General features: G+C 74.0%; 23 protein-coding genes and 1 tRNA gene. 8 read left to right on the top strand and 16 right to left on the bottom strand.

Annotated elements, in window-relative coordinates:
* Positions 1 to 63 precede the first annotated feature (63 nt).
* Positions 64 to 840 (top strand): TetR/AcrR family transcriptional regulator, encoded by a 777-nt coding sequence (locus ABZ861_RS15455; RefSeq protein ID WP_361629628.1) that lies wholly within the window; start codon positions 64 to 66, stop codon positions 838 to 840.
* A 391-nt stretch (positions 841 to 1,231) separates the two neighbouring features.
* Here the strand turns inward: ABZ861_RS15455 and ABZ861_RS15450 are convergent, their stop codons facing one another.
* Positions 1,232 to 1,705, bottom strand: coding sequence for a PPOX class F420-dependent oxidoreductase (locus ABZ861_RS15450; RefSeq protein WP_361629625.1), 474 nt, complete (start codon positions 1,703 to 1,705; stop codon positions 1,232 to 1,234).
* Positions 1,706 to 1,879: 174 nt separating this feature from the next.
* Here ABZ861_RS15450 and ABZ861_RS15445 point away from each other — a divergent pair, with 174 nt between their 5' ends.
* Positions 1,880 to 2,629, top strand: a complete 750-nt coding sequence (locus ABZ861_RS15445; RefSeq protein WP_361629622.1) for a GAF and ANTAR domain-containing protein — start codon at positions 1,880 to 1,882, stop codon at positions 2,627 to 2,629.
* A 44-nt stretch (positions 2,630 to 2,673) separates the two neighbouring features.
* Entirely contained in the window at positions 2,674 to 3,405 is a 732-nt protein-coding gene (locus ABZ861_RS15440; RefSeq protein WP_361629619.1) for an ANTAR domain-containing protein, read from the top strand.
* Positions 3,406 to 3,492: 87 nt separating this feature from the next.
* On the opposite strand, the gene ABZ861_RS15435 is transcribed toward ABZ861_RS15440, so the two are convergent.
* The 3 genes from ABZ861_RS15435 to ABZ861_RS15425 form a co-directional block, all read right to left on the bottom strand.
* Positions 3,493 to 4,314 carry a YceI family protein gene (locus tag ABZ861_RS15435; RefSeq protein WP_361629616.1) on the bottom strand — a complete coding sequence of 274 codons (822 nt, stop codon included), beginning with the start codon at positions 4,312 to 4,314 and terminating at the stop codon, positions 3,493 to 3,495.
* 103 nt (positions 4,315 to 4,417) lie between these two features.
* Positions 4,418 to 6,976, bottom strand: coding sequence for an MFS transporter (locus ABZ861_RS15430; RefSeq protein WP_361629613.1), 2,559 nt, complete (start codon positions 6,974 to 6,976; stop codon positions 4,418 to 4,420).
* Between the two features lie 9 nt (positions 6,977 to 6,985).
* Positions 6,986 to 7,486 (bottom strand): MarR family transcriptional regulator, encoded by a 501-nt coding sequence (locus ABZ861_RS15425; protein WP_361629943.1) that lies wholly within the window; start codon positions 7,484 to 7,486, stop codon positions 6,986 to 6,988.
* Positions 7,487 to 7,836: 350 nt separating this feature from the next.
* On the opposite strand from ABZ861_RS15425, the gene ABZ861_RS15420 reads away from it, so the two are divergent.
* Positions 7,837 to 8,031, top strand: coding sequence for a hypothetical protein (locus ABZ861_RS15420; protein ID WP_361629610.1), 195 nt, complete (start codon positions 7,837 to 7,839; stop codon positions 8,029 to 8,031).
* A gap of 866 nt (positions 8,032 to 8,897) precedes the next feature.
* Here ABZ861_RS15420 and ABZ861_RS15415 read toward each other — a convergent pair.
* The 8 genes from ABZ861_RS15415 to ABZ861_RS15380 form a co-directional block, all read right to left on the bottom strand.
* Positions 8,898 to 9,830: an RNA polymerase sigma factor SigF gene (locus tag ABZ861_RS15415; protein ID WP_361629607.1), complete on the bottom strand. Its 933-nt coding sequence runs from the start codon at positions 9,828 to 9,830 to the stop codon at positions 8,898 to 8,900.
* Between the two features lie 248 nt (positions 9,831 to 10,078).
* Positions 10,079 to 10,942 (bottom strand): RNA polymerase sigma factor SigF, encoded by an 864-nt coding sequence (locus tag ABZ861_RS15410; protein ID WP_361629940.1) that lies wholly within the window; start codon positions 10,940 to 10,942, stop codon positions 10,079 to 10,081.
* Between the two features lie 250 nt (positions 10,943 to 11,192).
* Complete coding sequence (locus ABZ861_RS15405) at positions 11,193 to 11,486, bottom strand: Dabb family protein (RefSeq protein WP_361629604.1); 294 nt, start codon at positions 11,484 to 11,486, stop codon at positions 11,193 to 11,195.
* On the bottom strand, positions 11,483 to 11,662 hold the full coding sequence (locus ABZ861_RS15400) for a hypothetical protein (RefSeq protein WP_361629601.1): 180 nt from the start codon (positions 11,660 to 11,662) through the stop codon (positions 11,483 to 11,485). Before ABZ861_RS15400 ends, ABZ861_RS15405 begins: the two co-directional genes overlap by 4 nt.
* Before the next feature lie 124 nt (positions 11,663 to 11,786).
* Positions 11,787 to 11,871: transfer RNA gene (locus ABZ861_RS15395), tRNA-Ser, on the bottom strand.
* A 56-nt stretch (positions 11,872 to 11,927) separates the two neighbouring features.
* Positions 11,928 to 12,359 (bottom strand): tRNA adenosine(34) deaminase TadA, encoded by a 432-nt coding sequence (tadA, locus tag ABZ861_RS15390; RefSeq protein WP_361629598.1) that lies wholly within the window; start codon positions 12,357 to 12,359, stop codon positions 11,928 to 11,930.
* 77 nt (positions 12,360 to 12,436) lie between these two features.
* Positions 12,437 to 12,976, bottom strand: coding sequence for a hypothetical protein (locus ABZ861_RS15385; protein WP_361629595.1), 540 nt, complete (start codon positions 12,974 to 12,976; stop codon positions 12,437 to 12,439).
* 299 nt (positions 12,977 to 13,275) lie between these two features.
* A complete protein-coding gene (locus ABZ861_RS15380) occupies positions 13,276 to 13,515 on the bottom strand; it encodes a hypothetical protein (protein WP_361629592.1) in 240 nt (79 codons plus the stop codon).
* A 390-nt stretch (positions 13,516 to 13,905) separates the two neighbouring features.
* On the opposite strand from ABZ861_RS15380, the gene upp reads away from it, so the two are divergent.
* Positions 13,906 to 14,541, top strand: a complete 636-nt coding sequence (upp, locus tag ABZ861_RS15375; RefSeq protein WP_361629589.1) for a uracil phosphoribosyltransferase — start codon at positions 13,906 to 13,908, stop codon at positions 14,539 to 14,541.
* 300 nt (positions 14,542 to 14,841) lie between these two features.
* Here the strand turns inward: upp and ABZ861_RS15370 are convergent, their stop codons facing one another.
* Entirely contained in the window at positions 14,842 to 15,453 is a 612-nt protein-coding gene (locus ABZ861_RS15370; protein WP_361629937.1) for a LytR C-terminal domain-containing protein, read from the bottom strand.
* 274 nt (positions 15,454 to 15,727) lie between these two features.
* A complete protein-coding gene (locus ABZ861_RS15365) occupies positions 15,728 to 16,024 on the bottom strand; it encodes a type II toxin-antitoxin system VapB family antitoxin (RefSeq protein WP_003986294.1) in 297 nt (98 codons plus the stop codon).
* A 116-nt stretch (positions 16,025 to 16,140) separates the two neighbouring features.
* Here ABZ861_RS15365 and ABZ861_RS15360 point away from each other — a divergent pair, with 116 nt between their 5' ends.
* Complete coding sequence (locus tag ABZ861_RS15360) at positions 16,141 to 17,850, top strand: helicase HerA-like domain-containing protein (RefSeq protein ID WP_361629586.1); 1,710 nt, start codon at positions 16,141 to 16,143, stop codon at positions 17,848 to 17,850.
* Between the two features lie 90 nt (positions 17,851 to 17,940).
* Here ABZ861_RS15360 and ABZ861_RS15355 read toward each other — a convergent pair whose 3' ends face one another.
* Together ABZ861_RS15355 and ABZ861_RS15350 are read right to left on the bottom strand one after the other, a co-directional pair.
* Positions 17,941 to 18,708 carry a DUF308 domain-containing protein gene (locus ABZ861_RS15355; protein ID WP_361629583.1) on the bottom strand — a complete coding sequence of 256 codons (768 nt, stop codon included), beginning with the start codon at positions 18,706 to 18,708 and terminating at the stop codon, positions 17,941 to 17,943.
* 185 nt (positions 18,709 to 18,893) lie between these two features.
* Positions 18,894 to 19,586, bottom strand: a complete 693-nt coding sequence (locus ABZ861_RS15350) for an HhH-GPD-type base excision DNA repair protein (RefSeq protein ID WP_361629580.1) — start codon at positions 19,584 to 19,586, stop codon at positions 18,894 to 18,896.
* Positions 19,587 to 19,816: 230 nt separating this feature from the next.
* Between ABZ861_RS15350 and ABZ861_RS15345 the strand changes: the two genes are divergently transcribed.
* A complete protein-coding gene (locus ABZ861_RS15345; protein ID WP_361629934.1) occupies positions 19,817 to 22,246 on the top strand; it encodes a penicillin acylase family protein in 2,430 nt (809 codons plus the stop codon).
* Positions 22,246 to 22,965, top strand: a complete 720-nt coding sequence (locus ABZ861_RS15340) for a GNAT family N-acetyltransferase (RefSeq protein ID WP_361629577.1) — start codon at positions 22,246 to 22,248, stop codon at positions 22,963 to 22,965. The genes ABZ861_RS15345 and ABZ861_RS15340 overlap by 1 nt, the downstream gene beginning before the upstream one ends.
* Positions 22,966 to 23,336: the final 371 nt, after the last annotated feature.

Raw genomic sequence — 23,336 nt, 5'->3', positions numbered from 1 at the left:
GTGGGCACACTCCGGACAGCGGCCCGGCGTGACCGGCGCCGCGCGGTCGAGGAGGGGTGCGCCATGGCGAGAACGGCCGGGGCCGGGGGCGTCCCGCGGTCCAGCGTCTGGCTGCGCGGCGGCCCGCGCCGGGGCGGACGCGGCGGACAGCCCTCCGGGCTCGACCGCGAGCGGATCACCGGGGCCACGGTGCGGCTGCTGGACGCCGAGGGCCTCGACCGGTTCTCCATGCGTCGGCTGGCCGCCGAGCTGAAGGTCAGCGCGATGTCCGTGTACTGGTACGTCGACACCAAGGACGACCTGCTCGAACTCGCCTTGGACGCCGCCTTCGGCGAGCTGCGGCTGCCCGACCCGGACGCCGACGGGGACTGGCGCGGCCCGCTGCGCGCGCTGGCCGCCGAGTACCGCGCCCACCTGGTGCGCCACCCGTGGCTGTCCCCGCTCGCCGGCCGCTACCTCAACATCGGCCCGCACCACATGGCGTTCTCGCACACGGTACGGCGGGTGGTCCGCCGCACGGGGCTGCCCGCGCACCGCGTGACCGGCGCCATCGCGGCCGTCTTCCAGTTCGTGTACGGCTACGGCACGCTGGAGGGCCGCCTGCTGTCCCGGGCGGAGGAGGGCGGCACGGGACCGGGCGCGGGCCCGGGTGCGTACGGCGCCCCGGTGGCACGCGACGAGGAACGGGAGGGCCCGCGGACGGCGACCGGCGCCGCCGCGCCGAAGGCGCCCGGACAGCCGGGGGAGCCCACGAGCCCCGGGGAGTTCAGGGACCGTGACTTCGACTTCGCGCTGGACCTGCTGATCGCGGGGATCGAGGCGATGGTCGCCCGCGGCTGACCCGCCGCGACCGGCGAAGCCTCGTGCCCGGGACGGCCCGGGACACCGGACCGCCCGCGTCAGAGGCCGTCCGGGGTCTGGACCGCCCATGTCGGGAACCGTCCGAGACCGGGACCGCCCAGGTCAGAAACCGCCCGGCACCGGGACCGTCCGCGTCAGGACCCGCCCGGGGCCTAGATCGCCCAGGTCAGGAACCCTCTGGCACCGGAACCGCACAAGTCAGGCACCCCGCAGGTCAGGAGTCGCCCGGCACCTCAACCCCCCCAGGTCAGGCACCTCTCAGGTCAGGAACCGCCCCGCACCCCAACCGCCCAGGCCAGGCACCTCTCAGGTCAGGAACCGCCCCGCACCTCAACCCCCCAGGCCAGGACCCGTCCAGCGCCCCAACCGCTTACTGCTCCGGCTCGGCCAGCCGGGCCGGGAAGCCGCCCGTCGCCACCGGCCCCCACCGCTCCGGTGTGATCCGGATGATCGACTTTCCCTGCCTGACCATGGCCTGGCGGTACTCGTCCCAGTCGGGGTGCTCCCCGGAGATGCCGCGGTAGTACTCGACGAGCGGTTCCACGGAGTCCGGCGTGTCGACGACCTCGGCGATGCCGTCGATCTGCACCCACGGCCCGTTCCACTCGTCGCTCAGCACGACGATGCTGACCCGCGAGTCCCGCTTGGCGTTGCGGGTCTTGGCCCGCTCCGGGTAGGTGGAGACCACGATCCGCCCGTCGTCGTCCACCCCGCAGGTCAGCGGGGACGCCTGGGGGCTGCCGTCCGCGCGCCGGGTCAGCAGCAGGGCGCGGTGGCGGGGCCGTACGAAGTCCAGCAGCTCCTCGCGCGAGACGGGGGTGTTGGTCGCGATGTCGGGTGCCATGGCCCCGAGCCTAGTGCGGTGACCGGCGCCTCGGCCGGTCCGACCTCGATGTGCCTGGGCGCCCGCGACCGGGCGGAGGCGGCGGCGCGCGGACCATATACAGTTCTGTGCGTCCTGTGCTCGCAGTCGGGAATGTGCTGCGGAGCTCTCCTGCGCACGGCCGTGGTGCCGTGCATGCCGAAGAGGTTCGTGGTGCCTGCGTCCGATTTTTCTGAATTTCCCCGTTTGTCGGGAGATGTCGAGCTGTCCGAAGCCCTGACGGCGGCGGCCCAGCGGCTGCACGGCACCGACAGCCCGCAGGACACGCTGAGCGCCGCCGTCCGGATCACCGTGCGGCTCCTGCCGGGCGCCGAGCAGGCGGCCATCTCCGTGATCGAACGCGACGGTCCGCGCCGCACGGTCGCCTGGACCGACGAGAGCGTGGGCGTCGCCGAGGCGTCCGGCGGCCAGGCGTCCGGCGGCCACGCGTCCGGCGCGGAGCGGGCGCCGTACTGGGACGCGCTGTGGCACACGCCCGTGGTGCGCCTGGCGGACAGCGAGGCCGAGGACGGCGGCGACGGATCGCTCGCCGCCGCGGGACTGCGGTCCGCGCTGGCGCTGCGGCTGCGCGCCGAGAAGAAGCGGCTGACCGTGCTGACCGCCTACGCAGGCGAGCCGCGGGCCTTCGACGACAGGGCCGTCCGGGTCGGCCGGCTGTTCACCGCGCACGTGAGCCTCGCCCTGGAGTCGACCACCAAGCGCGAGCAGCTCAACGAGGCGATGCGCACGCGCGACATGATCGGCCAGGCCACCGGCGTCCTGATGGAGCGCCTCGACATAGACGCCGCCGAGGCGTTCGACAGCCTGGTGCGCGCCTCGCAGCGGGAGAACGTCAAGCTGCGCGATCTGGCCCGCCGGATCGTGGACCGTACGCACCCCGCCTGACGGCCCGGGGAGTCGATCGGTGCTCCGGGGACAGACGCACCGTCATGACCCTGGAGACGACGCCCGACCCCTTGGAGCAGGCGATCACGCGCAGCAGCGGCCTCGACCCGCTGCTGCGCGACCTGACCGACCGTGCCGTCGAGGCCGTGCCGGGCGCCGCCGCGTGCAGCGTCACCGTCCGCCGCGGAGACCGGCTGCTGACCCTGGCGGGCAGCGGCGGCATGCCCAGCGGCCTTGACCTGCGCCAGTACGAGAACGGCGCCGGTCCGTGCGTGACCGCCGCCCGTACCGGCGTAGAGGAGTACGCCCCTGATCTGGCCGCCGAGAGCCGCTGGCCGGGGTTCACGGCCTACGCGCTCTCGGTCGGGGTGCGCTGCGTGCTGGCGGCGCCGCTCGCGGCGCCGGGCGCGACGGGCGCCGCGCTGAACCTCTACGGCCTGCGGCCGGGCTGCCTCGGCCCGGCCCGGGAGGCGGCCCGCGCGGTCGCGGCGCGGGTGGCGGACGCGGTGGGCGCCGCCCTGCGGATCGAGGCCGAACGGGCCTCCGCGCCGGACGTGCGCACGGCTCTGCTCTCCCGCAGCGTCATCGACCAGGCGATCGGCGTCCTCATGGCGCAGGAGCGCCTGGACGCGCGGCGCGCCCTGGACCGGCTGCGCCGCGTCTCGCAGGACCACAACACCAAGCTCCGCGACCTGGCCGCGGAGGTCGTCTCCCGCGTCACCGCCGACGGCGCCCACCGCTCCCACCGCTCCCGCCGCTCCCCCGGCGACGACTGAGCCGCCGCGACGCCTGGGCGGCCGCCGACGCCCGAGCCGCCGCCGACGCCCGAGCCCGCAGGTGATCGGCTCGCCGGGCCGGGCCGGTCAGGCGGTGGGGAGGGACTCGCCCTGGACGGCCTGGATGTCCAGCTCCACCTTCAGGGTCGTGCCGATGGCGGCGATGCCCGCCTGGAGGACCTGGTTGTAGTTCATGGCGAAGTCCTCCCGGCGCAGTTCCGCGGTCGCGCGGAAGGCGGCCCGGGTGCCGCCCCAGGGGTCGGCGCCGGTGCCCAGGTAGGCGAGGTCGAGGTCGACCGGCCGGACCATGCCGTGCATGGTCAGCTCGCCGCTGACCGTCCACCGGTCGGGACCGGCGACGCCGATCCCGGTGGAGCGGTAGACGATCTCCGGGTAGCGCTCCACGTCCAGGAAGTCGGGGGACTTCAGGTGACCGTCGCGCATGGCGTTGCCGGTGTCGATGGAGGCGGCGCGGATGACCGCGTCCACCCGGGACTTGGCGACCTCGTCCGGGGCGATCTCGACGACGCCCGCGAAGTCGGTGAAACGGCCGTGCACGCTGGAGATGCCCAGGTGCTGGGCGACGGCGGCGACGGAGGAGTGCGCCGGGTCGATGGTCCACGGGCCGGGCGGCGGCAGTTCGGCGCCGCCCTGGCGGACCAGCGTCACCGTGCCGACCTCGGCCCGGCCGCTGGCGGTGACGATCGCGCTGGAGGCGATGGGCGCGTAGCCGACGGCGGTGACGATGACCGTGTACGCCCCCGGCGCCAGCGCGGTGCCGTCCCGGACGGCCCCTTCCTGGTCGGTCTCGGCGCGCAGCACCTGCGTGCCCGTCATGTCCGTCACCGTGACGACGGCGTGCGACACGGCCCATCCGTCCCGGGTCCGGATCCTCGCGGTCAGTCCCATCCCGTTCTCTCCCTGCGAAGCCTTGCTGATCAGTCGTGAAGTGACCGGCCCGCGGCGGGGCGCGCGGCCGCTCGGAGCGCGCCCCGCCGCGGGCCGGAGCAGGTCACTCGCCGGGGTGGGCGAGTGCGATGTCGTGGTCGTCGACGCCGCGTCCGGTGACGGTCAGGGCCGTCGCCGCCGGCGGGTAGCCCGTCGCGATGACGGTGTACTCGCCGCTCCCGAGGTCGGCGAAGGCGTACGCGCCGTCCTCGCCGGTGGTGGCCGTGCCGACCACGTTGCCCGCCGCGTCGACCAGGGTCACCCGGGCGTCCGCCAGCGGTCCGTGCGGGGCGCGGACCACGCCCTGGAGCCGGGCGCCGGAGTCGAGGTCGATCTCGACCCGGGTGACCCCGGAGCCGCTCACCTCGACCGGCAGCGCCCGCGGGCGGTACCCGGCGGCGTTGACCGCGAGGGTCACCGCACCCGGCACCAGCTCCGCGAAGGAGAACTCGCCGTGCTCACCGGTGGTCCCGGTGGCCAGCAGGTCGCCGCGCACGTCGGTGGCGATCACCATGGCGTCCTTGACCGGCAGCCCGGTCTCGGCCGCCCGCACCAGGCCGGTCAGGCCGCTGGTGCCGCTGAGCAGGATGTCGTACGCCAGCGGCTCGCCGCTCACCAGCACGGTGGACGCCTGCGGCTGGAAGCCGTCGGCGGAGGCGATCAGGACGTAGGAGCCCGCGCCCGGCGCGTCCACCGCGTAGGCGCCGTCGGCCTGGGCGACGGCCCGGCCGAGCTGGCGGCCCGCCAGCGAGATCAGCGTGACCGCGGCCCGCGGGACCGGCGCGCTCTCGGCGCCCCGGACGAAGCCGTGCACCGGGATCCCGCCGCCGGCGGCCGGGCCGCCGGGCGCCGCCGTGGCGACCGCGGCCAGCCGCTGCGTGCCCTCCGGGCCCGGCGCGGCGAGCGACGCGGCGGCCCAGGCGGGCGTCCGCTCCTCGCCCGCGAAGGGCGCCTCGGCCGCGAGCGCGGCGTCGGCGGCCTCGGCGACGGTCGGCGCGGCGGCCGGATCCACCGCGGCGGCCTCGTTCTCGCTGGCCTGGGCCATTCCGCCCTTGGTCCGCAACGGAACCTCCTTGATGAACAGGCAGAGCAGGAAGGCGAGCGCGGCCAGGCAGCCGGCGATCAGGAAGATGTCGGCGATGCCGTGCCCGTAGGCGCTCTCCATGAGGGTGCGCAGCGGCCGGGGCAGCTTGTTCATGTCCGGGATGCTGTCCGTGCCCGAACCGGCGCCGCCCGCGAGCTTGGCGTACTTCGGGCCGAGGTCGGCCAGGCCGTCCTTGACGTAGTGGGTGATCTGGTGCGCCATCACCGCGCCGAGCGCGGAGACGCCCGTCGCGCCGCCGAGGCTGCGGAAGAAGGTGACGGTGGAGCTGGCCGAGCCCAGTTCGGAGGGGGCCACCTGGTTCTGCGTGCACAGCACCAGGTTCTGCATCATCATGCCGATGCCGAGACCCAGCAGGGCCATGAAGACGGCCATCTTCCAGTAGTCCGTGTCGTACCGGATGGTGCCCAGCAGGCCGAGACCGGCCGTCACCAGGACGCTGCCGGAGACCAGCCACGCCTTCCAGCGCCCGGTCCGGGTGATGAACTGGCCGGAGACGGTGGAGGAGACGAACAGGCCGCCGATCATCGGGATCGTCATGACGCCCGACATCGTCGGGGACTTGTCGCGGGCGAGCTGGAAGTACTGGCTGAAGAACACGGTGCCGGTGAACATCGCGACGCCGACGAACATCGAGGCGAGGGACGCCAGCGTGATCGTGCGGTTGCGGAACAGGCGCAGCGGGATGATCGGCTCGGACGCCTTGGACTCGACCAGGATGAAGAGCAGTCCGAGGACGATCGCGCCGGCGACCATCGTGTACGTCTGCCAGGACACCCAGTCGTACTTGTCTCCGCCGAAGGTGACCCAGATCAGCAGCAGCGAGACGGCCGCGGAGATCAGCAGGGCGCCCAGCCAGTCGACCTTCACCTGGCGCTTGACGACGGGCAGGTGCAGGGTCTTCTGGAGCACGATCAGCGCGATCACCGCGAACGGCACGCCGACGTAGAAGCACCAGCGCCAGCCCAGCCAGGAGGTGTCGGTGATGACGCCGCCGAGCAGCGGGCCGCCGACGGTGGCGACGGCGAACGTGGCGCCCAGGTAGCCGGAGTAACGTCCCCGCTCGCGCGGCGAGATCATCGCGGCCATGACGATCTGCGCCAGAGCGGACAGACCGCCGACGCCGATGCCCTGGACCACGCGGCAGGCGATCAGCATGCCGGGGTTCTGCGACAGGCCCGCCGTCATCGACGCCACGACGTAGATGACCAGGGCTATCTGGACGAGCGCCTTCTTGCTGTACAGGTCGGCGAGCTTGCCCCACAGGGGAGTGGCCGCGGTCATCGACAGCAGGGCGGCGGTGACGACCCAGGTGTAGGCGGACTGGCCGCCGCCGAGGTCGCCGATGATGTGCGGCAGCGCGCTGGAGACGATCGTGGACGACAGGATCGCCACGAACATGCCGAGCAGCAGCCCGGAGAGCGCCTCCATGATCTGGCGGTGCGTCATCGGAGCGTCGCCCGGGGCGCCTCCCCCGGGCTTGGCGTGGGCCCGCACACCGGCTGGTGTGGTCGTTGCCATGGGTTTCCTTTACTGACTGTGAGCGGGTGTACGGGTGGTCTCTGCGACCACGAGCGCGGGATACGGCGGGACCGGGACCGGGCGGCCGTCGCCGAAGCTGGCGCGCAGCCGGGTCATCAGCCCGATGAGCTGGCCGACCTCGTCGTCGGTCCAGTCGCTCAGCCGCTCGGCGAGCAGGTGGGTGGTGCGCCGGGTCAGGTCGTCCAGCCGGTCCTCGCCCGCGGGCGACAGGCGCAGGATGCGCGAGCGCCTGTCCGCGGGGTCGGGCAGCCGGTCGATCCAGCCGCGTGCGGCCGCGTGCGCCACATTGCGGCTCGTGACCGACATGTCCACGTCGAGCAGTTCGGCGAGCTTGCTCATCCGCATTTCGCCGTGGCGCCCGAGCGCGGTCAGCACCGCGACCGAGCCGGCCGGGCAGTCCGACGGCAGGATCCGTCCCAGGTCTCGTTTCACGGCGCCGACGGCGCTGAGCTGACGCACCAGCTCTTCGTACTGCGCGTGCTCGGCCATCTGCACCTTCTCGTGATCGTTGCTTGGGGCAACCATAGAAGCGGTTGGTTGCTGAAGGCAAATAAGTGGGGGTGTAGCGGCGCAAAGACTTGGCAAAGGCAGGCGTTGCGATCGTAAACCCGCAGATCGTGAGGGTGGGGAGGCGATAAGGGGGGCTTCCTCCGGGTCCGGGCGTCCCTGGAGGCGGGACGAGGGAGGGCGGCGGCGGGCGTTTCTCGGGGCGCGGTCCGTCGCGAGGTCGGTGCAAACGCCGGTACCGGGCTTCGCCCGCGCCGACTCGGGTGCGCGGCAAGCCGGTGCGGGCGCCCCAGGGTTGGGCGGCGCCGCTGTTTTCGCTAGTGTCTCGGGCCATGGCTAACACCCAGGGCCCCGAGGGCAACTACGACCCCGCCGGCAGCACCCAGATGTTCCGCGCGTTCGTCGACGAGACCCCCCAGGCCGCGCGCCAGCCGGAGACGTCCTCCGGCCCGCGCGTCGGCCTGATCGCCGGCGTCGTCGTCGCGGTGCTGGTGGTCGCGGCCGTCGCTTGGCTCGCGTTCCGATAGGCACGTGCGGGCGCCGGTGGGCCGTTCGCTTGGACTCGCGGGGGCTGCGGTGGTTCGTGGATCCGGAGTCACGGGGCGCCGGTGGCTCGTGGATCCGGCGTAACGGGGCGCCGGTGGTTCGTGGGCCCGGAGTCACGGGGGCTGCGGTGCCCGTGGACTCGGAGTCACGAGGGTGCCAATGGTTCGTCGGCCCGGAGTCACGGGGGCTGCGGTGCCCGTGGGCCCGGAGTCACGAGGGCGCCGGTGGCCCGTAGGCCCCGAGTCGCAGGGGCGTCGGTGGCCTGTGGGCCGGAGTCGCAAGGGGGCCGGTGGCCCGTGGACCGGCGCTTGCGGAGTGCGGCGCTCGGGCGGCCCGGTGCTCGTCTAGGCAAGGCGCTCGCGTAGGCCGGGTGTTCGCGTAGGCCGGGCGCCGGCCGACGCGGCTCGGTGCTCGCGTGGCCGGAAGGTCACCCGCCCGCGCGGCCCCGGCGCCCGCGGGCAGCCCGCGGCCGGGCGGGCCGCGGCCCGCACCGCCCTCCGTATGACGTCGTCTCTATGGCACCGTCCGCACGGCGACGGCCGCGTAACCCCGTCAGCACGACGGCCGCACGCCGCCGCCCGTACGACCTCGCCGCACGACGGCCGCACGCCGCCGACCGCACGACCTCCCCGCGCGACGCCCGCATGCCGCCGCCCCTACGACCTCGCCGCACCACGGCCGCATGGCGCCGACCGCACGACCTCGCCGTACGACGACGGCCGCCGGAGCGCCGGTGACGGCGCCTCGACGGCCGGGAGTCGTGATGTTCGCGAGTGATCGCCGGTGATCGCTGGTGCTGGCCGATGTCGTCGTTCTCGTCCCGCGGGCCGCCCCGCGCCCCGGAGCGTCAGTCGGAGATCAGGCCCTCGCGCAACTGGGCCAAGGTCCGGGTGAGCAGCCGGGAGACGTGCATCTGCGAGATGCCGACCTCCTCGCCGATCTGCGACTGGGTCATGTTGGCGAAGAAGCGCAGCATGATGATCCGCCGCTCGCGGGGCGGCAGCTTGGCGAGCAGCGGCTTGAGGGACTCGCGGTACTCGACGCCCTCCAGCGCCGTGTCCTCGTAGCCCAGGCGGTCCGCCAGGGAGCCCTCGCCGCCGTCGTCCTCGGGGGCCGGGGAGTCGAGCGAGGAGGCGGTGTACGCGTTGCCCACCGCGAGGCCGTCGACGACGTCCTCCTCCGACACGCCCAGCAGGGAGGCGAGTTCGCCGACCGTCGGTGAGCGGTCCAGCTTCTGCGACAGCTCGTCGCTGGCCTTGGTGAGGGCGAGCCGCAGCTCCTGGAGGCGCCGGGGCACCCGCACCGACCACGACGTGTCGCGGAAGAAGCGCTTGATCTCGCCGACCACCGTCGGCATCGCGAAGGTCGGGAACTCCACGCCGCGGTCGCAGTCGAAGCGGTCGATCGCCTTGATCAGGCCGATGGTGCCGACCTGGACGATGTCCTCCATCGGCTCGTTGCGCGAGCGGAAGCGGGCCGCCGCGTAGCGGACCAGGGGGAGGTTCAGCTCGATCAGGGTGTCGCGGACGTAGGCGCGCTCGGGGCTGTCCTCGGCGAGTGCGGCGAGCCGCAGGAACAGGGAGCGGGACAGCGTGCGCGTGTCGATGCTCTCGGAGGGCGCCGGGGCCGGGACGGCGTCGGCCGGCGGGGCCGGGGACGGGAGCGCGGCGGTCTCCGGGGCCGCCGTGCCGTCGAGGGCGTCGAGCGGCTGGAGTGCCGGGGACGGCGCCTCGCTCGGCGTGAGCGTCAGCACCTTGGAGCTGCCCTGGTCTGCGGACATGCCACCCCCTCTGGGTCGCGGGACGGTCGCGGCCGGATTCTCCGACGAGGAGAACTCAGCCCTCACCCTGAATACCGGAGCCGAAGCCGCGGCAAACGCGCTTCCCGCAGAATGTCACATGTCGGCAACGCGCCGTAGCGACTTGTCGACATCCGAAACGCGAATACGCCCTGATCGCACGAGGTCTGACGGTGCGTCGGGCCGCTGACGTCGGAATCCGCCCGGGAAGGGCGGTTCGCTCGGGACGGTTACGCCTCGATCCTGTTTGCGGATCGCAGCCGCTGGAAGCTCCGCGCCAGCAGTCGGGAGACGTGCATCTGCGAGACGCCGAGTTCGGCGCTGATCTGCGACTGGGTCAGATTGCTGTAGTACCGCAGCAGCAGGATGCGCTGCTCGCGCTCGGGGAGTTGCACGAGGAGGTGGCGGACCAGGTCGCGGTGCTCGACGCCGTCGAGGGCGGGGTCCTCGTAGCCGAGCCGGTCCAGCAGGCCGGGCAGCCCGTCGCCCTCCTGGGCCGCCTCCAGCGAGGTGGCGTGGTACGACCGCCCCGCCTCGATGCAGGACAGCACCTCCTCCTCGGTGATGCGCAGCCGCTCGGCGATCTCGGCGGTCGTCGGCGTGCGCCCGAAGGCGGTCGTCAGATCCTCGGTCGCGCTGTTGACCTGCACCCACAGCTCGTGCAGCCGGCGCGGGACGTGGACCGTGCGGACGTTGTCGCGGAAGTAGCGCTTGATCTCGCCGACCACCGTGGGCATCGCGAAGGTCGGGAACTGCACGCCCCGCTCCGGGTCGAAGCGGTCGATGGCGTTGATCAGACCGATGGTGCCGACCTGGACGACGTCCTCCATCGGCTCGTTGCGGGAGCGGAAGCGGGCGGCGGCGTAGCGTACGAGCGGGAGATTGGCCTCGATGAGCGTCCCTCGCACGCGAGCGTGCTCCGGTGAGCCGGGGTCGAGCTGCGTCAGCTCGGCGAAGAGCACCTGGGTGAGGGCTCGGGTGTCGGCGCCGCGCCGCTTCTCCGGGGCGGGAGCGGGGGCCGTGTCGGGCGCGGGGTCCGCAGCCTCGGCGGGGGCCTCGCCCTGGGGCGGCGCAGTACTGGCCGACACGGTCAACGCCACCTCTTCGTCGATCAACTGATCCGTCAAAAGCGGTCATAGCATCACAAGACAGGTGCATCGTGTTCAAGCACCGCATATGCACGTGTTGAGCGGGGAACAGGGCCGGGAGACGCGAAAATCCCCGCGCCTTCTCGGTGCGGGGAGGGGGCCGGTGCGGTGCCGGGGGGCGTCCGGCGGGGGCGCCCCGGCTGCGGCGCGGCCGAGTCCGGCGCGGGCCGGACGGGCGGGCGGCCCGCGGACCGGCTCAGAACTCGTAGTCGGCGATCACCCACGTGGCGAAGGTGCGCCACAGCGCGACGCCCGCCTGGTGGGCCGGATGCTCCAGGTAGCGGGTGAGGGCGTCCGCGTCCTCGACCGCCGAGTTGATCGCGAAGTCGTAGGCGATGGGCCGGTCGGCGACGTTCCAGCCGCACTCCCAGAAGCGCAGGTCGTCGATCTGGCCGCCTAGGGCGCGGAACGCCCCGACGCCCTCCAGGACGCGCGGGTCGTCGCGGCCGACGCCCTCGTCGAGCTTGAAGAGGACCAGGTGGCGGATCATCGCTTACCTCCGTTGGCGGCCCAGGTCATGAAGTCGCCGATGGCCCCGGCCGCGTCCGATATGCCCTGGAAGCCTATCTGGACGTAGTCGGCGGCCTTGGCCGGATCGGTGATGATCACGTACAGCGCGAAGACCACGAGAGCGTAGACGACGATCTTCTTGGCGTTCACCGCCATCGCGGCCTCCCCTGTCGCTGGTCGCCCCTGCCGTCGCCCGGCCCGCTCGCCGGCCGGGCGCTGCCGATGATCGCACGATGATCGCACGAAGGGCCCCGTCCGACCGGACGGGGCCCTTCTTCTGCGGTAGCGGAGGGATTTGAACCCTCGGTGACTTGCGCCACACTCGCTTTCGAGGCGAGCTCCTTCGGCCGCTCGGACACGCTACCGAGGGAGACCTTACAGCACCGGCGGCAGTGCCCAGAAATCCGTCGGCGGCGCCGGTTCAGCGGGAGCGGAAGAACTCGGTGAGCAGCTCCGCGCACGCGCCCGCGAGCACGCCCTCGATCACCTCGGGCCGGTGGTTGATCCGCCGGTCGCGCACGACGTCGAAGAGCGAGCCGGCGGCGCCCGCCTTCTCGTCGCGGGCGCCGTAGACCACCCGGTCGAGGCGGGACAGGACGGCGGCTCCCGCGCACATCGTGCACGGCTCCAGCGTGACGACCAGCGTGCAGCCGGACAGCCGCCACTGCCCGGCGGCCGCGGCGGCCCGCCGGACGGCGAGAACCTCGGCGTGCGCGGTCGGATCGCCGGTGGCCTCGCGTTCGTTGTGCCCGGCGCCCAGCACGGTGCGGCCGTCCGCGGCGAGCACGACCGCGCCCACCGGGACGTCGCCGCCCGCGGCGGCCAGCCGGGCCTCGGCCAGGGCGAGCCCCATCGCCTCCCGCCACCGGTCGCGGACCGGGTCGGGCGGGACGACGGGCTCGCCCGCCGCGCCGGGCGCCTCCCGCGGGGTCAGCGGACGGTCTCCAGCACCTCCGAGGCGCCGAGGGCCTCGGCGATCGCGCTCAGCGCGTCCTCCGCGTCCAGGATGCGCAGCTCCTTCTGGCTGACGCCCAGGTCGTCGAGGATCTCCGCGTCGCCCAGCGGGCCGTGCGCGATGGCCTCGTCGGAGGACGCCTCCTCCTCGTCGTCGTCGTCATCGGAGGCGGCGGGCTCACCGTCCTCGGTGCCGTCGAGGTCGAGCGAGTCCAGGTCGGCGCCGTCGTCGGGCTCCCGGCCGAGCAGTTCGTCGGTGAGCAGGATCTCGCCGTAGGAACTGCGGGCGGCCGCGGCGGCGTCCGAGACGTAGATACGAGGGTCTTCCTCGCCGTCCACGCGGACGACGCCGAACCACGCGTCTTCCTGCTCGATGAGGACGAGCACGATGTCGTCCTCCGGCGAGGCCTGCCGGGCCAGGTCGGCCAGGTCGGCCAGCGTCTCCACATCGTCGAGCTCTGTGTCGCTCGCTTCCCACCCGTCTTCGGTGCGCGCGAGCAGTGCGGCGAAGTACACCGTGACTCTCCCACTGGTCTGAGGCGTGCCGGTTGGGGGTCCCCCCGGCGGAGGTACTGGGCGGGGAGAGCTGGGCTCCGAGCCCCACCCACTCGGAATCGTGGCAGAAACAAGGCGTTCTGGGGATGTCTTCCGCTCGCTGTGTCCGGCAGTTTCGCCGTCCGTCGGCAAAGGACTCGCCAGCGCGCTCGTTGCCGCCACCTGCGGATCGTACGCGGCTTTGCCCGGCGTCAGCGCGCGGCCCGCCCCGCGATCCCGGCCCGGACGCCGGGCTTCCTCCGTGTGCCGCCCGCCCCGCCCTACCAGCGGAACGTGCGCATCCGCATCGCGTGTCGCAGCCGGGCGGCCTTGGCGCGGCGCGGCTGGACGCGGTCGCGCAGTTGGCGGGCCTCGGCGAGATCGCGCAGGAACTGGGCGCGCCGCCGACGGCGGTCCGCCTCGGGCTCCGCGGGCGCCGGCGCGTCCACCGCCCCTGGCTGCTCGCGGAGCGCTGGATCTTCACGGTCCTGCCGGTCTCGCCGGTCGTGCCGGTCGCGCATCGGTTCACCACCCCAGCTCGGTCTCTCCCACTTTCCCTCGGACGGCGGGTTTGATGCCCGGGGTGCGGCGAGGGCGGCCCGTGACACGGGCCGGGGCGGGAGACATCGCCGAGGGGGCGAGGGGGGTGGAGAGGGTTCGCCCGGTGGCCGGTGGCCGGTGGCCGGTGGCCGGTGGCGGGTGGCGGGTGGCGGGTGGCGGGTGGCCGGTGCTCGGTGGCGGGTGGCCGGTGCTCGGTGGCCAGTGGTGTGGGTCGGCGGCGGGGTCGGGGAGGGCGCGCTCTGCCGCCTCGGGGCTGACGGGAGCGGTGTGCTCGGCGGCGCTGACCGCGACCAACGGCCGGAGGACGGTGCGCTCGGCGGCCCGGCGCGGGGCCCCGTTAGTGTGGGCGCATGCGTCTCCACGTCGTCGACCACCCCCTGGTCGCTCACAAGCTCACCACGCTGCGCGACCGCCGCACCGACTCCGCGACCTTCCGTCGGCTCGCCGACGAACTGGTCACGCTGCTCGCCTACGAGGCGACCCGCGACGTGCGGACCGAGCAGGTCGACGTCGACACGCCGGTGGCGCGGACCACCGGCGTCAAGCTCGCCCGCCCGCGTCCGCTGGTGGTGCCGATCCTGCGGGCCGGGCTCGGCATGCTGGACGGTATGGTCCGCCTGCTGCCGACCGCCGAGGTGGGCTTCCTGGGCATGATCCGCAACGAGGAGACGCTGGAGGCGTCCACCTACGCCACGCGCATGCCCGAGGATCTGTCCGGCCGTCAGGTCTACGTGCTGGACCCGATGCTCGCCACCGGCGGCACGCTGGTCGCGGCGATCCAGGAGCTGATCAGGCGCGGCGCCGACGACGTGACCGCGGTGGTGCTGCTGGCCGCCCCGGAGGGCGTCGCGGTCATGGAGCGCGACCTGGCGGGCACGCCGGTGACCGTCGTGACGGCGTCGGTCGACGAGCGCCTCAACGAGCACGGCTACATCGTCCCGGGCCTGGGCGACGCGGGCGACCGGATGTACGGGGCGGCCGAGTAACCTCCGGTCTCCCGGGTCTCTCCGGCCCCCTTGAGAGACCCGGCCACTCCGGGAAACCCGGCCTCTTCGAGAGTCCCGGCCCTTGGAGAGACCCCGCCTCTCCGGGAGACTCGGCCTCTCCGGAAGACCCGGCCTCTCCGGGAGACCCGGCGCCTGGCCGGGCCTCTCCCGGCGGTCCGGGGGCGCGGCTCGCCGCGATCGACCGCGCTGAGAAGACGACCGGCCGCCCCCGACAGCCCGGGGCGCGGCAGGCACGGCGTCGGCCTGCCGCGGGCGCGTCCGCCGCGCGCGCCGGTCCGCTCAGCAGCCCTTCCCGGCCGCCGTGGGCGCGGGCCGCGGCGCGTTCAGCGCGGCCAGTGCCTTGTCGGCGGCCTGCTGCGCGGCCAGTTGCTTGAATCCGTCGCCGATGATCAGGTCGACCGCGGCGCCCTTGCGGGCGTCGGCGCGGCGCGCGGCGCCCGAGAGCTGCGTGGCGAGCACGGGCATCGACGTGTCGAGCGCCGACGCCGGGCCGAGCAGCAGCCCGGCGCCCTTCACCTTCTTGTCGAACTCCCCGGTGGCGTTGCCGACGTCGCCGATGCGGAAGCCGCGCTTCTTCAGCTCGTCCGCCGTCTGCTTGGCCAGCCCGCCGCGCGGCGTGGCGTTGAGGACGTTGACGGTGATCTGGCCCGGCTTGGGCAGCGCCCGCACGGGCCGCGCCGACGCGGAGTCCGCGTGGCGAGCGCACCGGGTCCCCGCCGCCTCGGCCTTCTGGCTGCCGCCCGTGAAGGCGTCGATGAGTTGCAGCGTGCCCCAGCCGATCACGCCCAGCACGGTGACGGAGGCGACGGCCAGGAACACGAGCCTGCCGTGCCGCCGGGGCCTGCGCATCCGCGGGAACTTGTTCCCCGTGATCTTGTACTGCCCGCCCATGCCGGGGGGAGTCAGCATGCTCATGAGCGCAGCGTAGTCGGCAAGGACGCTGATTCCTACTAGATGATCATAGGACCCGGCTCAGCAGAACCCGAAAGGTGCAACGGCCGGTCGTACCCGCCCTCGGGACGCCGCCGATTCCGCGTCGCCGGGCGACCCACGGCCCTCGGACGACCCGTATGCGTACGGCCGCACCCGACCCGTACGCGTACGGCCGCACCCGCGACCCGTAGCGGAAGGCCGCAACGCGACCCACGCGCGGGCGCGGCTGCGCTCAGCCGAGTTCGAGCACGCGGGCGTGCAGCACCTGGCGCTGCTGGAGCGCCGCCCGGACCGCGCGGTGCAGGCCGTCCTCCAGGTAGAGGTCTCCCTGCCACTTCACGACGTGCGCGAACAGGTCGCCGTAGAAGGTCGAGTCCTCCGCGAGCAGGGTCTCCAGGTCGAGCTGCTGCTTGGTGGTCACGAGCTGATCGAGGCGGACCGGGCGCGGCGCGACGTCCGCCCACTGCCGGGTGCTCTCCCGGCCGTGGTCGGGGTACGGCCGGCCGTTTCCGATGCGCTTGAAGATCACACGGAAAGCCTACCGGCCCGCGGCTTCCGGGCGCAGCCTCGCGGTGGCGGTGCGACGCTGGAATTGCCGCCGCAAACCAGGCGAAACGGGAACAGGAGCCGAACAGGGGAACCCTGATGAGTGACAGCGAGACCAGGCCCGGGAGCACACCGGAGGCGCCGCCGCAGACGCGCGCGCCGGCCTCCGCACCGCGCGGCGCCGCGCCGGAACTGCCGCCCGCGGCCCGGGAGATCGCCGCCGGCTACGCCTTCGCCGGTCCCGCCCTCGACCTGGGCGCGCTGATCTGGGAAGGGCACTGCCTGCCCGAGGCGCAGATCCGCGTCCCGTTGCCGATGCTCAACCGGCACGGCCTGGTCGCGGGCGCCACCGGCACCGGCAAGACCAAGACGCTCCAGCTCATCGCCGAGCAGTTGTCGGCGCAGGGGGTGCCCGTCTTCCTCGCCGACGTCAAGGGCGACCTGTCCGGCGTCGCGGAACCGGGCGCGCTCGGCGACCGCGTCCGGGCGCGGGCCGCCGAGGTGCGCCAGCGCTGGACGCCGGGCGGCTGCCCCGCCGAGTTCTACGCCCTCGGCGGCGCCGGCCAGGGGATCCCGCTCCGGGCGACCGTCACCAGCTTCGGCCCGCTGCTGCTGTCCAAGGTGCTCCAGCTCAACCAGACCCAGGAGCAGTCCCTCGGCCTGATCTTCCACTACGCCGACACCAAGGGCCTGGAGCTGATCGACCTCAAGGACCTCCGCGCGGTCGTCACCTTCCTGACGTCGGATGAGGGCAAGCAGGAGCTGAAGAGCGTCGGCGGACTGTCGACCGCCACGGCCGGGGTGATCCTGCGCTCGCTCACCGCCTTCGAGGCGCAGGGCATGGCCGGCTTCTTCGGGGAGCCCGAGTTCGACACGGGCGAGTTGCTGCGCACGGCCGGCGACGGGCGCGGGGTCGTCTCCGTCCTCGAACTGCCCGCCGTCCAGGACCGGCCGCACCTCTTCTCCACCTTCCTGATGTGGCTGCTCGCCGACCTCTTCCACGACCTGCCCGAGGTCGGCGACGTGGACAAGCCCAAGCTGGTGTTCTTCTTCGACGAGGCCCATCTGCTGTTCGACGACGCCTCCAAGGCGTTCCTGGAGTCGATCACGCAGACCGTGCGGCTCATCCGCTCCAAGGGGGTCGGCGTCTTCTTCGTCACCCAGACGCCCAGGGACGTGCCCGCCGACGTGCTCGGCCAGCTCGGCAACCGCGTCCAGCACGCCCTGCGCGCCTTCACCCCCGACGACCAGAAAGCCCTGAAGGCCACGGTGAAGACGTTCCCCAACTCGGCGTACGACCTGGAGGAGGTGCTCACCGGCCTCGGCACCGGCGAGGCCGTGGTGACCGTGCTCAGCGAGAGCGGCGCCCCGACACCGGTCGCGGCGACCCGGCTCCACGCGCCCGAGTCGCTGATGGGCCCGATGGACGCGGCGGCGCTGGACCATGCGGTGCGGGCGTCGGGCGGCTACGAACGTTATGCACAGGCTGTGGACCGCGAGTCGGCGTACGAGAAGCTGACGGCGGCGCAGGCGGCGCAGGACGCGCGGGCGGCGCAGGATGCGCAGCGCGCCAGGGACGCTCACGGCGCGGCGCGCGGCGAGGCCCCGGGTGAGCGGCGGCCCGCCTCGGCCGGTGGGCGGGCGCCGGAGAGGGAGCGGAAGCGGGGACGCGGGGGCGGTGAGGCGCCGTCGGTCGTCGAACAGGTCGTGCGCAGCAGCGCGTTCCGGTCCCTGGCCCGCTCCGTGGGCACGCAGATCGGCAAGGAGATCACCCGCTCCCTGTTCGGGACGGCCCGTCGCGGGCGGTGACGCCGTGCCCGCCTGCCCGGCGCGGCGGCCGGGCAGGCGGTCAGTGGGGTCGCGGCGGCCAAGAGGGGAGGAGGAGCGTCGCGGCTGGGGTTACAGCGGGCGCGGGATGCGCCGGGCGTGGCCGCGAATGCGGAAGGCGGTGACGATCTCCATGATCCCGACCACGACCAGCCACCAGCCGCCCAGCAGGGTGAGCCAGGCGACCGAGGTCAGCGGGGAGTCGATCAGCACGATCCCGGCGACGAAGGTGACGACGCCGAGGAAGATCTGCCAGCCCCGCGCGGGCGCGGCGCGGTCGTGGACGGCGGCGATCGTCATCGTGATCCCGCGGATCAGCCATCCGATGCCGATCCACAGCGCGAGCAGCAGAATCGACTGCATGGCGCCCCGGAAGCAGAGCAGGCCCAGCAGGATCGACAGGGCGCCGCTGGCGAAGGCCAGCACGCGCAGCGACGCCGACACGTGCGTGCCGAAGGCGGAGACCAGTTGGAACACTCCGCTGACCACGAGGTAGACGCCGAACAGGACGCCGGCGGCCAGCAGCGAGGGACCCGGCCAGATCAGCACCAGGACGCCCAGGACGAGGGCGGCGACGCCGGTGACCAGCACGGCCTGCCAGGCGGCACGGGAGAGGAAGTGCAGGGGTCCCTCCAGCGGGAGCCCTTCCCGCGGGGGTCCGTCCGGCGCCGGGCCGCTCGGCGGGCGTTCGCTCGGCGGCCGTTCGTCCGGCGGTGCGGAACGGGGCGCCGACGCCTGGGGCGCGGCTGCGCCCTGCGCGTCCCGCGCTTCCCGCGCGGCGTGGAGGTGGGGGTCGTCGTACGCCGGCCCTCCGGGGCCGCCGCTCGGTGGCTCGTTCATGGTCCATGCTGGGAACGGGCACGGGCCGCCCACCATTCTTGTGGGCCACTCGGGTGACGCGGCACCGGCCTGACGGGAGACGGGGACGTCCGGAGACGGGCAGGTACGGACATGGGAATGCCCGGACGCGGATATGTCCGATGAACTGCGGGAAAGTCATCGCCCGTCGCCGGTCGCCCTCTCGCTCACCGCCCGGAGCGCTGGTCCGGTTCCCCGGACTCGGCCGCCGCAGAGGCCGGGGCGGTCGTAGCAGTCGTGGCAGTCGAAGCAGTCGCAGAGGGCGACGCGGTCCCACCGCTCTTGGCGGCCTTGGCGGCGGCCTTGATCTCCTGCTTGTGCGCCCGCACCTTGGCCAGCGACTCCGGCCCGGTGATGTCGGCGACGGACCGGAAGGACTTCTCCTCGCCGTAGGCGCCCGCGGCCTCCCGCCACCCCTCGGGACGCACGCCGAGCTGCTTGCCGAGCAGGGCGAGGAAGATCTGCGCCTTCTGCTTGCCGAACCCGGGCAGCTCCTCCAGCCGGCGCAGCAGCTCGCGCCCGCTGCCGGCGTCCCGCCAGAGAGCCTCGGGGTCGCCGTCGTAGTGCTCGACCAGGTACCGGCACAGCTCCTGGATGCGCTTGGCCATGGACCCGGGGTAGCGGTGCACGGCCGGCTTGTCCGACAGCAGCCGGGCGAAGGTCTCCGGCTCGAACGCCACGATCTCGTGAGCGTCCAGGTCCTCGGTGCCCATCCGCCGGACGATCGTCGAAGGCCCCTTGAACGCCCACTCCATCGGAATCTGCTGGTCCAGCAGCATCCCGACGAGCGCGGCGAGCGGACTGCGGCCGAGGAGGCCGTCGGCGTCGGGGTCCTGGGCGAGATGCAGGGTGACGTTCATGCCCTGATGATCGCCCGTCGGGCGCCGTAGCGCAGCCGGGCGGGCGCGGCGGGTCCGTACGGCCGTGACCGGGACGGCCGACCGGCTCGCCTGCCTGTTCGCACGCCTGTCCGGCCGCAGCGGTACGCGTCTGTCCGACAGGAAGTTAGGTTAGCCTAACTTCAACGAGAGGAGCGGGATCAGCGATGGAGTCGGAGCGCGACGCGCGGGCGGACGCGGCGGGAGCGCCCGTGGACGCCGAGGTCTACCGCGACGCCTGGGGCGTACCGCATCTGCGGGCCGGCGACGCCGTCGCGCTCGCCCGCGCCCAGGGCCGGGTCACCGCGCTGGACCGCGCCTGGCAGGTGGAGGTCGAGCGGCACCGGGCCCAGGGCACGTCCGCGTCCTTCCTCGGCGCGCCCGCCCTCGCCTGGGACCTCTTCGCCCGGCGCGCCCGCCTCGACGACACCGCACGGCGCTGCTTCGCCGCCCTCGAACGGCGCGACCCCGAGACCGCCGACTGGGTGCGGGCGTACGCCGACGGCGTCAACGACGGGCTCGCGAAGGGAGCGCGCCGCGCCCCCGAGTTCGCGAAGACCGGTCTGGCGCCTGGACGTTGGGAGCCGTGGCATCCGCTGGGCGTGTGGCTCGGCGCGCACATCCTGTTCGCCGGGTTCCCGGCCAAGCTCTGGCGCGAGCAGGTCGCCCGCCTTCTCGGGCCCGCGGCCGTCGGGCTGTTCGCCGCCGACGGCCCCGGCACCTCCGGCAGCAACGGCTGGCTGGTGAGCGGCGCGCGCACGGTCACCGGGCAGGCGCTGATCGCCGGCGACCCGCACCGGTTCATCGAGGATCCCGGCGTCTACCAGCAAATACGCCTGGCCTGCCCGGAGTTCGACGTCGTCGGCCTCGCCGTCCCCGGCGTCCCCGGCATCGCCCACTTCGGCCACACCGGCGGCGTCGCCTGGGCCATCACCAACGCCATGGCCGACTACCAGGACCTCTACCGCGAGCGGTTGCGCCGCACGGGCGCGGGGGTCGAGGCGCTCGGCCCCGACGGCGCCTGGCGCCGGGCGGCCCGCCACACCGAGACCGTCGAGGTCGCGGGCGAGGAACCGGTCGAGGTGGAGATCATCGAGACCGAACGCGGCCCGGTGATCGCGGGCGGCCCCGAGGGACTGGACGGCCTCGGCGTGCTCGGCGGTCCCTACGAGCCGTATGAGCCCTATGAGCCTTACGAGCCGTCTGAGCTGTCTGAGCCGTCTGAGCCGTATGAGCGGTACGGCGCAGGGCAGTCGCGCGGACCGGCGGGTGGGCCGACGACTGGATCGGCGGGGGGATCCGTGACCGTATCGGCGGGCGGGTCGGCGGGCGGACCTGTGACCCTATCGGCGGACGGATCCGGGACCGGATCTGCGGGCGTTCCGGGGGACGCCCCAGAGGGCGAACCCGGGACCGCTCCCGCAGACGATCCAGCGCCCCCCGACACCCCCCACGCCTCCGACGCCCCCCACGCCTCCGAAGCCCCCCACATCCCCCTAGCCCTCACCCTCCGCTATCCGCCCCGGGTGACCGGCGACCTCGGGTTCGGTGCGCTGCTGCCGCTGCTGCGCGCCCGCCGGGTCGCGGACGTCGACCGGGCCTTCGGCGCCTGGGTCGAGCCGGTCAACGTAGTCCTGGCCGCCGACACCGACGGCGGAACGCTGCACCGGGTCGCGGGCCGGGTCCCCCAGCGCTCCCAGGACAACGGCCTGCGCCTGGTCCCCGCCTGGGAACCGGGCCACGAGTGGCGGGGCTGGCACGCACCGCCCCGCGCCGGACTGGCCGACCAGGTCGCGGTGATGGCCAACCAGCGGGGCGTCGCCGCCCCCCTCGGCGTCGAGTTCGCCCCGCCGCACCGCGCCGACCGCATCCGCGCCCTGCTCGCCGAGCGTCCCACGTGGTCCGCGGCCGACCTGCCCGCGATCCACACGGACACCCGGCTCGCCTCGGCCGCACCGCTCCTGGACCGGCTGGCCGCGCTCGACGGCCTGAGCCCCGCGGCGGCCCGCCTCCGGGACCGCCTGCTGCGCTGGGACCGGCACATGGACGCGGACAGCGCGGACGCGGCGGCGTTCGCGCAGGTGCGCACGGCCGTCGTACGCGCCCTCGCCGCGCATCCGGCGTTCGCCGCGCTGACCGACCCGCCCGCCTACCCCGAGGTGTTCCTGCCCTGGCTCGCCCTCGTCCCGCGCGTCGGCTACGCCCTGGAGAACCTGCTGAGGGCCGAGGAGCTGTACGGCGTCGACCGTCCCGCGCTCGTCCGCGCGGCCGTGGAGGATGTGGTCGCCCGCCCCGCCGGACCGTCCGCCGCCACCTGGGGCGAACGGCATCGGCTCGCCGCCTGGCGGGCGCTGGAGGACGCCGGATCGCCGTACGGAGAGACCGCGTTGGCCGGGGACCACGACTGTGTGCTGTGCACCTCGGCCGTGCCGGGACTGACCGACCTCGCCGCCCGCGGCCCGGTGGCGCGCTACGTCTGGGACCTCGCCGACCGCGAGAACAGCCTGTGGGTGGTGCCGCTCGGCGCCGACGGCGTCGCGGACGCGCCCCACCACCATGACCAGCTCCCCCTGTGGACGGCCGGCGCGCTCGCCCCGGTCGTCACCGACTGGACCCGCCTCACCAAGGAGACCGGCCTCTGATGCCCGAGCCGCACGCCCCCCGGCGCCCCACCGCGACCCCGGCCGCGCCGCCGCGCGCCGCCGTCCACGAGCAGGTCGTCGACGGCTTCGGCGCCCTCCGCATCCTCCCGCTGGACCCGCACGCGGACGCCGACACGGTCCACGCCTGGGTGAGCGAGGAACGGGCCGCCTTCTGGGGCATGACCGGCCTGACGAAGGAGCAGGTCACCGAGGTCTACGCCCACATGGACGCCCTCGACACCCACCACGCCTTCCTCGTGGTGAAGGACGGCGCCCCGGCGGCCCTGCTCCAGACCTACGAGCCGGCGGCCGACCGGGTGAGCGAGTGCTATCCGGTGCGTCCCGGCGACATCGGCGTCCACCTGCTGCTCGCGCCCGCCGGACCGGACGGCGGCCGCCCCGGCTGGACCGAGGCGCTGCTGCGCGCCGTGCTGACGTACGTCCTGCTGGTCCTGGACCGCGGGCGGATCGTGGTGGACCCGGACGTGGGCAACGAGAAGGCGATCGCCCGGTTCCTCCAGCAGGGATTCGCCCGCGGACCCGCCGTCGTGCTGCCGGAGATCGACCTGCCCGACGTGTACCTGCCCGAGAAGCACGCCCAACTGGCCTTCCTCACCCGGGAGAAGGTCTTCCCGGACGCCGCGGGTACCGTGGGCGCGCTGCCGGGCGCCGCGTCGGACACCGTGCCGGGCGCGGAGGCAGCTCCGGCGGCCGGTTGAGCGGGGCGCCGCCGCCGTCCGTACCCTTCGGGAGTCCGGCGAGTCCCGAGGCGGTGAGGTGACGTGACCCGACGACGACGTTGCGCAGGAGGCGAGCGGCACGACGGGCGTCCGCGCGACGCGCGCGACGAGCGGGACGTGCTGTGGGTACGGGTACGGGTTCGGGCGGGGGCACGAGTTCGGGCGCGGGGGGCGCGTATCGCCGTGCGCGGACTGGACCGCGAACAGGGGGAGCGCGCCGCCGTGCGCGGGCGGGGCCGGGGCGGGGCGGGGGGAGCGGACGGCGAACGGCGACGCCCGCGACTCGCCCCGCCCGGCCAGCCGACCGGGCTCACCTGGTTCACCCGGTCCTCCCGGCTCACCCGGCGCTC

The organism is Streptomyces sp. NPDC046985 (assembly GCF_040644415.1).
In the GTDB taxonomy this organism is placed as follows: Bacteria; Actinomycetota; Actinomycetes; order Streptomycetales; family Streptomycetaceae; genus Streptomyces.
This window is presented reverse-complemented; position numbering and strand designations above follow the sequence as displayed.